7 protein-coding genes are annotated in these 10000 nt (G+C 61.8%); 5 read left to right on the top strand and 2 right to left on the bottom strand.

Annotation, left to right across the window (positions count from 1 at the left end):
- Positions 1–158 precede the first annotated feature (158 nt).
- Together LDL37_RS05485 and LDL37_RS05490 are read right to left on the bottom strand one after the other, a co-directional pair.
- Positions 159–551 (bottom strand): MerC domain-containing protein, encoded by a 393-nt coding sequence (locus LDL37_RS05485; protein ID WP_290795378.1) that lies wholly within the window; start codon positions 549–551, stop codon positions 159–161.
- Positions 552–691: 140 nt separating this feature from the next.
- Complete coding sequence (locus LDL37_RS05490) at positions 692–1420, bottom strand: polysaccharide deacetylase family protein (RefSeq protein ID WP_290795380.1); 729 nt, start codon at positions 1418–1420, stop codon at positions 692–694.
- A gap of 255 nt (positions 1421–1675) precedes the next feature.
- On the opposite strand from LDL37_RS05490, the gene LDL37_RS05495 reads away from it, so the two are divergent.
- The 5 genes from LDL37_RS05495 to LDL37_RS05515 all read left to right on the top strand — a co-directional run.
- A complete protein-coding gene (locus LDL37_RS05495; protein ID WP_290795383.1) occupies positions 1676–3757 on the top strand; it encodes a glycoside hydrolase family 2 TIM barrel-domain containing protein in 2082 nt (693 codons plus the stop codon).
- Positions 3758–3826: 69 nt separating this feature from the next.
- Positions 3827–4840 (top strand): LacI family DNA-binding transcriptional regulator, encoded by a 1014-nt coding sequence (locus LDL37_RS05500; RefSeq protein ID WP_290795385.1) that lies wholly within the window; start codon positions 3827–3829, stop codon positions 4838–4840.
- A gap of 393 nt (positions 4841–5233) precedes the next feature.
- Positions 5234–8089: a TonB-dependent receptor gene (locus tag LDL37_RS05505; RefSeq protein ID WP_290795387.1), complete on the top strand. Its 2856-nt coding sequence runs from the start codon at positions 5234–5236 to the stop codon at positions 8087–8089.
- A 107-nt stretch (positions 8090–8196) separates the two neighbouring features.
- Positions 8197–9696, top strand: a complete 1500-nt coding sequence (locus LDL37_RS05510; RefSeq protein WP_290795389.1) for a tryptophan halogenase family protein — start codon at positions 8197–8199, stop codon at positions 9694–9696.
- A 124-nt stretch (positions 9697–9820) separates the two neighbouring features.
- On the top strand, positions 9821–10000 hold a 180-nt coding region (locus LDL37_RS05515; protein WP_290795391.1), incomplete at its 3' end, for a response regulator.

Consider the following 10000-nt stretch of genomic DNA (forward strand, 5'->3'; position numbering starts at 1 on the left):
CTGACGGATGCGGTCGCGATCGGCGCTATCCTTGCAACTGAACATGACGATGTGACGCAGCATCGGGGCAATCCGTACAAAATGTAACCGCCGCCCCTCTTAAAGCGTCAGGCGGCTCAGTCAACCGTCATGAGGGAAAATGCCGGGCTTAAAAAGGCTCAGGCGTGCTTATGGCCCCGGCGATGCAGGCGCGAATTGAGATAGTGCGCCCCGGCGACAAACACCGCGCCGATAATGCTGATCAGGGTTTCATGCGCAGCCACCACCGGCACAAAGGCCGCCGCCGCCAGAAGGCCCAGACCAATAACCGCCAAAGCGGCCACCAGCGGCTTTTTCCAACCGCCCGTGCGGTGCAGCGCCCAGATGCTCAGCGGCGCGGCCATCAGGATCAGCACCTGATGCACCAGATGGTCGCCCGCCACCTGACCCAGCACCGGCAGGGCCGCCACGGCAAACGGCAGCAGCAGACAGTGCGCCAGACACAGGCCCGACAGGCCAATGGCGGTGGCATCCATCCACGAATTCGGCTTGGGGTCGGGCGCGGTGGTCATAGGGGGCGGGGGCTTCGCAGCTTCGGAGCAAGATCGGGCTTCAGACATATGTTATACCGTAACTCTTTGCAAGGGGCGACGAAAAAGATAGCCCAACTCACATGTTACTTTATAACATTTTTAGCAAGCCCTCTGACCGACTATTTTTCCCACTCGATATGCACCACCTTATAGCCATTGGCTTTCAGCGCTTTCAGCATCTGCGGCAGGGCCGCCGCCGTGCTGTCCTGACCGTCGTGCATCAGAATAATGCCGCCGCCCTTGCCCTTTAGGCGTTCCAGCAAACGCGCCGTGAGCATGTCCGGCGTCTGATCTGGCAGCCAGTCGTCAATGCCCAGATCGACCGACATCACCGTGATCTTTTGGGCTTTCAGCGCCTCCATCAGGGTCGGGCTTTCGCCCAAAAACGGAAAGCGATAGGCCGGGGCGGCGTGGCCGAAGGTCGCGGCGTAAATGTCCTGCGTCGTTTTCAGATCGGCTGCCTGCGCGTCGGGGCTCAGTTGCGTCATGTTGAGGTGCGTCAGGCTGTGCATGGCCGTCGAATGGCCGCCCGCCGCCACCTGACGCGCCAGATCGGGGTGTTTGGCCATATTGTCGCCGACCATGAAAAAGGTCGCCTTCACGCACTGATCGGCCAGCGCCTTGAGCACCGGGGGTGTCGATTCGGTGCGCGGCCCGTCATCGAAGGTCAGCACCACCTCGCCCGGCTGCAAGGGCAAGGCCCCGTGCTGCGCCGTGCCGTAGGCGGCCCCTTCGCGCTTTAAAACCAGCGTCCGTGATGTCCCCAAAGCGTCCGGCGCACAGGCGAGCGCCGTCACCGGCGCGGCGGCCAGACTCACACAGGCCGCGACAACAAGCGAACGAATCATGCAACACACTCCCCAAAGATGATCCGGACGGATAAACCCGCACGGTCTTATTTGCAGCCATATTGCCTGCATAATCGACCGTTGGAAAGCCGTTAGGGTGATTATAGCAACGGCCGAAGATGCTGAACGCATCCGGCCATTGAAAACTCGCGAATGTCTCTTGTGCATCACAGGCACGAGACATTCGCGAAACGCATACCCGTCGTCATTTCCAATGACGACGGGTATCATATCTAAAAAGAGGATACGCCAAGGATGAGCCTCCCCCGCGCCCTGATCTTCGCCCTGCTAGCCTGTATCAGCATCGCCCTGCCCGCTACCGCACAGATTCACGCCACGGCCTCGCTCGATACGGGCTGGCGCTTTCTGAGGGCCGATGCCAAAGGCGCCGAAGCCCCCGCCTTTGACGACAGCGCGTGGCGCGTGGCCACCCTGCCCCACACGGCCAATGCCGGCGATGGCGAAGACGGCCCGACGGCGGGCAAAAGCGACTATTACCGCGGCACCATGTGGTATCGCAAAGCCATCGACCTGAAGGCCCTGCCCGCCAGCAAGCGGCTCTATCTGCAATTCGACGGCGCGGCGCTGGTCAGTGACGTGTTCGTCAACGGCACCTTCGTCGGGCGGCACGAAGGCGGTTACGCCACCTTCCGGTTTGATGTTTCGCCTTACGTCACCGCCGGGCGCAATGTGATCGCCGTGCGCGTGTCCAACGCCGTCTGGCCGCATATCGCGCCGCCGGGTGGGGATTTCACCGTGTATGGCGGGCTCTATCGCGGCGTGTCGCTGATCGAAGCGCGCGAAGCCGGGTTCGACTGGCTCGATCACGGCTCATCCGCCGTCGCCGTCACCACGCCCACCGTGTCCACCCAAAGCGCGACCCTGAATATCCGCGTCGGCCTGCGCAACCATCGTGCTCAGGCGGCGCGCCTGATCGTGCAGACGCGCATTTTCGATGCGTCGGGCACACCGGTCTTGAGCGTTTCCAAGGCCGTCAACGTCGCCGCCAACGGCACGGCCACGGCTGACCTGAAAGGCGAACTGCGAGCGCCGCGCCTGTGGAACGGGCGAAAAGACCCCTACCTTTATTCGGCGGTGACCGAAATCAGCGACGACCGCGCCACGCTGGACCGCAATTCGGTCGCCTTCGGCATCCGTTCCGTGCGTTTCGATGCGCAAAAGGGGCTTTTACTCAATGGCCAGCCCTATGAGGTCAATGGCGTCAACCTGCACGCCAGCCGCGCGGGTAAGGGCGGGGCGATCACCCCGGCCGATATTGTCGAAGACTTCAACCTCATCGACGAGATGGGGGCGACAGCCGTGCGACTGGTCCACTATCCGCACGCCGAAACGGCCTATGAAGAGGCCGACCGGCGCGGGCTTCTGGTCCTCACCGAGATTCCGCTGGTCGGCCACCTGCCTGTGGTGACCGAAGCGATCCGCGCCAATGCGGCGCAGCAACTGCGCGAACTGATCCGGCAGAACCTCAACCACCCCTCGGTGATCGCCTGGGGGCTGGGCAACGAACTGCACGGCGAAACCGCGGCCATAGCCGGTCTGTTCCGCGAACTGAATACCGTGAGTAAAACCGAAGACCCGACGCGGGCGACGATCTACGCCCATTGCTGCGTCGCCGACGACGATGCCCGCGCCCTCGTCACCGATCAGCTCGGCTTCAACCGCTATTTCGGCTGGTATCCGGAACAGAAGGGCACGCTGGGCGACTGGGCGGACGCCTATCACAAGCGCTTCCCGACCAAGCCCTTCGCCGTCACCGAATACGGCGCGGGCGGCAGCGTCGCCCATCAGGACGACACCCCCGGCGCGGTCGTGCCCGCCTCCGGCTGGCATCCCGAACAGTATCAGGCGCTGTATCACGAAACCAACTGGGCCATGCTGAAGGCCCGCCCCTTCATCTGGGGCCGGTTCGTGTGGCAGATGTTCGACGCGGCCTCGGACGGGCGCAACGAAGGCGAGCAGTCGGGCATCAACGACAAGGGCCTGGTCACCTATGACCGCAAAACGCGCAAGGACGCCTTCTGGTTCTACAAGGCGCAGTGGTCGAAGGCCCCGGTGGTCTATATCACCTCGCGCCGCTTCAATCAGCGCTCTGAGCCGCGCGCCGATGTGAAGATCTACACCAATCAGCCGCAGATCACCCTGACAGTTAATGGTGCCAAGCTGGCGACGCAAAACGCCGTCAATGGCGTGGTGATCTTCAAAAGCGTGCCGCTCAATCCCGGCGTCAATACGATACAGGCCGAAAACGGCGCCTATTACGACCGCGTGCGCTGGGCCTACATGACGCCCATGGACACCCTTATCCCCACACCCTGACATTGAATACACTTTGCATTTGCCACAAGGGCGATTAAGCAAGCGGTATTCGCAAAGGATTATCGCATCGTGTCGCCCCGCCCCCGCCTTCAGGATATAGCCCGCATCGCCGGCGTGTCGGTGGCTACCGTGTCGCGTGCCCTGTCCGATTCGCCGTCGGTCAACCGCGTCACCAAGCGGCGCATCTGGTCGATTGCGCGCGAGCACAACTATTTCGGCGATGCCGAAGCGCCTGTGCCGATGTCCGGTGCCAATGCCACCATCGCCATCGTCATCCCACCGCCGCACGGGCGCGAAGGGCGCTTCTCTGATCCCTTCTATCTGGAAATGATCTCCGATGTCGGCGAAGCGGCGCGCGACATGGGCTGCGACCTGCTGCTGTCGCACCTGACGCCCAAGAACCAGCACGACCTGACGTCCCTGATGCACAATATCCGCGCCGACGGGGTGATCTTTCTGGGGCAGTCCTACCTGCACGAACGCTTCAACCATCTGATGAAGTCGCACCGCAACTTCATCGTCTGGGGGGCGGAAATCGCCGGTCAGACCTATTGCAGCGTCGGTTCGGACAATCTGCACGGCGGGGCGCGCGCCACGGCACATCTGGCGCGGCTGGGGCGGCGGCGCATCGCCTATCTGGGCGATGTCGGCGAAGCCCCGGAAATGAAGCAGCGCTATCAGGGCTATCTCAACGCCCTGAACGCCGCCGGGCTCGACTTCGACCCGCAACTGATCGTGCCCTGTCACTTCGAGATGGAGTCGGCGCAGGCCGCCGTCACCCACCTCCTGTACAAGGGCATAGACTTTGACGGCATCTTCGCCGCCTCAGACATCATTGCGCTGGGGGCCATCAAGGGGCTGACGCGCGGCGGGCGCAACGTGCCGCAGGACGTCTCGGTCGTGGGTTACGACAATATCCAGCTCGCCGCCTATGCCCATCCCATGCTGACCACCATATCGCAGGAACTGGCGCGCGCCGGCCGGCTGATGGTGTCGAAACTGCTGGGGTCGCTCAATGAGGGCGAAATGCTGTCCGAGCGTCTTTCGACCGAACTGGTCGTGCGCGAATCCTGCGGCGGGTAGACCCCTCAGATTGACCCAGGGTCAGATGTTAGCGCTATCGTAAAATTTGCATAATTTTGTAAATTTTTGCATTAAATTGCAAAAACAGTACCCTTGGTATGATCCGAGATTGCGAGATATTTACCTCGCAAATGCGAGAAAAAGTGACTGAATCCGCCCTATTGTCGCACAATTGCGCGCAAAACGTTACATCAGAGCCACAAGCAACCTCAAAGCGTACAGGAAATCCGGGGCAATATTTTCACTCAGTTGCAAAAACATTAACTCCGTATCATAGACCCCGGACACGGCCCGACAGAGGCCGGTTATTGAGAAGCTACAGGGACCAGAGTGTTGCCACGCGAACCAGAAGAGTTTGCGATCCATAAGAGACAGTCAGGAAGGCTCTACATCATGAAAACCGGACACGGCACTTTCCGCCGCGCCACCTTGCTCTGCAGCGGAGCGGGCATCGCGCTCGTCACCTCGCTGGCCCTGTCGGCGCCCGTCATGGCGCAGGACACCGCCGCGAAACAGGCTGACGATGGCGTCACCGAGGTGGTGGTCACAGGTATCCGCCGCGGCATCCAGGACGCCATTTCCGCCAAGCGTAATTCGACCTCCATCGTCGAAGCCGTCTCGGCCGAAGACATTGGCAAGCTGCCGGATCAGTCGATTGCCGAATCCATCGCCCGCCTGCCCGGCATCGCGGCGCAACGCACCAATGGCCGCGCCCAGTCGCTGAGCGTGCGCGGTCTGGGGCCGGACTTCACTGTCACCACGCTCAATGGCCGCGAACAGGTTTCGACCAATGACGGCCGTGGCGTCGAATTCGACCAGTATCCGTCGGAGCTGATCTCTCAGGTTCTGGTGTACAAGACGCCGAACGCCTCCATGCCGACGCAAGGCATCGCCGGCACCGCCGATCTGCGCACCGTGCGCCCGCTGTCGTTCGGCAAGCAGGTCGTCGCGCTCAACTATCGCCGCGAGCAAAACTCCAACGACGCCTTTATCGGCGGGTCGAGCAATACCGGCAACCGCTACGCCGTCACCTACATCGACCAGTTCTTCAACAAGACTTTGGGTGTGGCCATCGGCTACGCCTCGACCTCTTCGCCGTCGCAACTGCAAAAGTGGGAAGCCTGGGGCTATACGCGTAACTTCTACGGCACCAACAACACCATTATCGACGGTGCCAAGCCCGAAGTCGCCTCGTCCAACCTCGACCGCGACGGCCTGATGGCCGTGCTGGAATGGAAGCCGAACGACCGTCTGCACATGACCGTCGATGCCTACCATTCGGAGTTCAACGAGACGCAACTGCGTTCGCGCATCGAATTCCCGCTGTTCAACCCGGCCAATAACTCAGGCTCCTCCGCCTGCCCGACGGGCTGCGCCGGGGCCGCCGTGCCGCCGGGCTGGGATGGTCAGACGCGCCTCGTCTCCTACACCGCTTCCAACGGTCTGGTGAACAGCGCCACCTTCTCCGGCATCAAGACGGTGCTCGGCAACTACGTCACGCAGCGCGAAGCCACGCTCGACAATATCGGCTGGAACACCCGCTATCGCCTCAGCGACAACTGGCTGCTCGAAGCCGACCTGTCGCACGCCAAGGTCGATCGCACGGACCTGATTCTGGAAACCACCGCCGGTACGGGCCTTGACGGTTCGGGGGCGCTCGACACCGTGACCATCAAGCAGTCGGGTCAGCAAGGCGCCACCATCACCTCGGCGCTCGACTACACCAATTACAGCACCATCTTCCTGACCGACCCGCGCGGCTGGGGCGGCGGTACGCAGGCCGGTTACCTGAAGAACCCGACGATTGTGGACGAACTGGACATCATCCGTCTGGCCGCCACGCGCACCTTCGACAACAACCCGCTGTTCTCGAAAGTCTCGTTCGGCATCAACCGCACGGAACGTTCGAAGTCGAAGGTCGGCAACGAAGGCACGCTCACCCTGTCGAAGGCGGCCACGCCGGTCCCGATGTCGATGGCCGTGCCGGAACAGTATCGTCGCGGCACCACGGCGCTCGACTTCATCGGCATCAAGGGGATGATCTCCTATGATGCGCTCGGCATGTACAACGACGGCGTCTATACCTTCCGCCGCAACGTCGCGGCCAATGCCATCAAGAACACCTGGGCCGTGGATGAAACCGTCACCACCCTGTACTTCATGGCCGACATCAATACCGAACTGCTGGGCAAGCCGCTTCTGGGCAATATCGGTGTCCAGCAGCAGCACGCCGAACAGACGGCGACCTCCATCTATACCGGCGGCACAGTGTCGCCTGACAACGGTCAGGTCATCACGGGCGGCACCGACTATAATGACGTCCTGCCCAGCCTGAACCTGAGCTGGGAAATCTTCGACAACACGCAACTGCGCTTTGCCGCGGCCAAGACGCTGTCGCGTCCGAAGATGGAGGACATGTCGGCGGGCTTCAGCTACGACACCTGCCGCAATCCCTGCGCCACGGTTACGGGCACGGGCGGCACCACCAACTACTACTGGACGGCCAATGGCGGTAACCCGGCGCTGGAGCCGTGGCGGGCGACCTCTTACGACCTGTCGATCGAAAAATACTTCGGTCGCAAGGGCTATGTGGCGCTGGCCCTGTTCAAGAAGGACCTGACCTCCTACGTCTTCGACGCGCGCACCACCTATGACTTCAGCGACACGACGAAGTTTGCGGTCAATCCGAACCAGTTGGGGGCCGGCCTGCCGGCGCACCCGGCCCAGACCAACCGCGTGGGCATCTATTCGACCAAGCTGAACGGCGACGGCGGCTATATCCGCGGCCTCGAATTCTCGGCCTCCATTCCGGGTGAGCTGATTACGCCGTGGCTGGACGGGTTCGGGGTGATCTACAGCTTCACCAAGAACGAGTCGGAGATCAAGCCGAACGGCACGACGGCCATCCCCATCCCCGGCCTGTCGGAGAAGGTGGAAAACACCACCGTCTATTATGAAAAGTACGGCTTCTCGGCCCGCGTCTCGCAGCGCAAGCGCGATGACTTCCTGGGTGAAGTGCCCGACTATCAGAACAATGCCGAACTGGTCATGGTGAAGGGCGAATCGATCGTCGATGCGCAGCTCTCCTACACCTTCCAGAGCGGCCCGTTGAAGGACCTCAGCATCCTGCTGCAAGGCAACAACCTGACCAACGAGCCGTTCATGACCTACTACTCGACCCCGGCCGAAGTGCGTAAGTACGAAGACTACGGTTCGAGCTACATCATCGGTATCAACTACAAGTTCTGATTGCTCAGAACCTCCCCGGTCGGAGCGTTTCCGCTCTGACCGGGTACTGGACACCCGCTTCGGCGGGTGTTTTGTTTTCACCCTCTCCTTTTTATCCGGGAACAGGCATGGTCGATACAGTCAAGCGCATCGTTATTGCCGGTGGCGGCACGGCCGGATGGATGACCGCCGCCGCCCTGTCGCAGATCATGGGGGAACAGCTCAGCCTCGCCCTGATCGAGTCCGAAGAGATCGGCTCGGTCGGCGTCGGCGAAGCGACCATCCCGATGATCGCGCACTTCAACGCCCTCTTACGCCTCGACGAAAACGACTTCCTGCGCGAAACCAAGGGTACGATCAAGCTCGGCATCGCCTTTGAAGGCTGGCGGCACGAAGGCCACAGCTATATGCACGCCTTTGGCACGCTGGGGCGCGATCTGGGCTCGGTGCCGTTTCACCACTACTGGCTTCAGGCGCATCTCGACGGGCAGGACGACGATCTGTGGGCCTATTCGCTGAACGAACGCGCCGCCTACGCCAACCGTTTCGCACCGCTGAACCAGATCCCCAATACGCCCCTGCCCGGCATGCCCTATGCCTATCATTTCGACGCCTCGCTCTACGCCCTCTATCTGCGCCGACTGGCCGAAGCGAAGGGGGCGCGCCGCATCGAAGGGCGTATCCGCGACATCGCCCTGCACGCCGAAACGGGCCATGTGACGCGCCTCAGCCTTGAAGATGGCCAGCAGGTCGAGGGCGATCTGTTTATCGACTGTTCCGGCTTTCGCGGCCTGCTGATCGAAGGGGCGCTGAAAACCGGCTTCGAAAGCTGGAGACACCTGTTGCCGTGCGACCGCGCCTGGGCGGTGCCTTGCGAAAGCGTCTCGCCGCTTACCCCCTATACGCGCTCCATCGCCCGCGAAGCCGGCTGGCAGTGGCGCATCCCGCTTCAGCACCGCACCGGCAATGGCTACGTCTTCTGCAGCGACCATATCTCCGAAGACGAGGCCGCCACCCGCCTGTTGTCGCGGCTGGATGGTCAGGCGCTGGCCGATCCGCGCCTGATTCGCTTTGAAACCGGGCGGCGGCGTCTTCAGTGGAACGGCAATGTCATCGCGCTGGGCCTGTCATCCGGCTTTATAGAGCCGCTGGAATCGACCTCCATCCACCTCATCCAGTCGGGCATAGCGCGCCTGATCACCCTCTTCCCGCACGCCGGTTTCGACCCGGCTGTGGTGGCCGAATATAACCGTCAGAGCGCGCTGGAATTCGAGCTGATCCGCGACTTTATCGTCCTGCACTACCACGCCAATGAACGGCACGGCGAAGCCTTCTGGGATCAGGTGCGCCACATGGCCATTCCGGACGCGCTGGCGCACAAGATGACGCTGTTCCGCGCCTCTGGCCTGATTCAGCCCAACCCCAACGACCTGTTTCAGCTTCCCGCCTGGCTTCAGGTCATGGTAGGGCAGAATGTCCGCCCCGCCGCCGCGCACCCCTTCGTCGCCGCCGTGCCCGAAGCCGCGCGTCAGGACTATCTGGCCAATCTGCGGACCATTATCGGGCGGGCGGCAAACGGCCTGCCGACGCACGAGGCCTATATCGCCCAGCATTGCCGCGCGGTGTAGTTTGCTATCGGCTGTTTAAACACCGTTACGGACGCACACATTTAATTTTTATTTTCGGAACGCTACCCATAAGGCCATAGTAAATGCGGGGCCTGATGCTCCCTTGCCTGCTGAGAGACGCCTTATGATCGAAAAGAAGAACACCATTCTTGTGGTCGATGACGAAGACGAAATCCGCAAGATGCTGAACATCTTCCTCGATGTCGCCGATTTCAAGGTCGTCGAGAGCGAGAACGGTAAGCAGGCCATCCGCCTGTCGGCTTCGGTCAAGCCTGATCTGATCCTGCTCGATCTGGGCCTGCCC

The sequence above is a fragment of the Asticcacaulis sp. genome, assembly GCF_020217185.1.
GTDB lineage: Bacteria > Pseudomonadota > Alphaproteobacteria > Caulobacterales > Caulobacteraceae > Asticcacaulis.

Excerpts from the sequence above, each read along its gene's own strand:
- LDL37_RS05485 (WP_290795378.1), bottom strand. The coding sequence starts at position 551 with ATGACCACCGCGCCCGACCCCAAGCCGAATTCGTGGATGGATGCCACC.
- LDL37_RS05490 (WP_290795380.1), bottom strand. The coding sequence starts at position 1,420 with ATGATTCGTTCGCTTGTTGTCGCGGCCTGTGTGAGTCTGGCCGCCGCG.
- LDL37_RS05495 (WP_290795383.1), top strand. The coding sequence starts at position 1,676 with ATGAGCCTCCCCCGCGCCCTGATCTTCGCCCTGCTAGCCTGTATCAGC.
- LDL37_RS05505 (WP_290795387.1), top strand. The coding sequence starts at position 5,234 with ATGAAAACCGGACACGGCACTTTCCGCCGCGCCACCTTGCTCTGCAGC.
- LDL37_RS05510 (WP_290795389.1), top strand. The coding sequence starts at position 8,197 with ATGGTCGATACAGTCAAGCGCATCGTTATTGCCGGTGGCGGCACGGCC.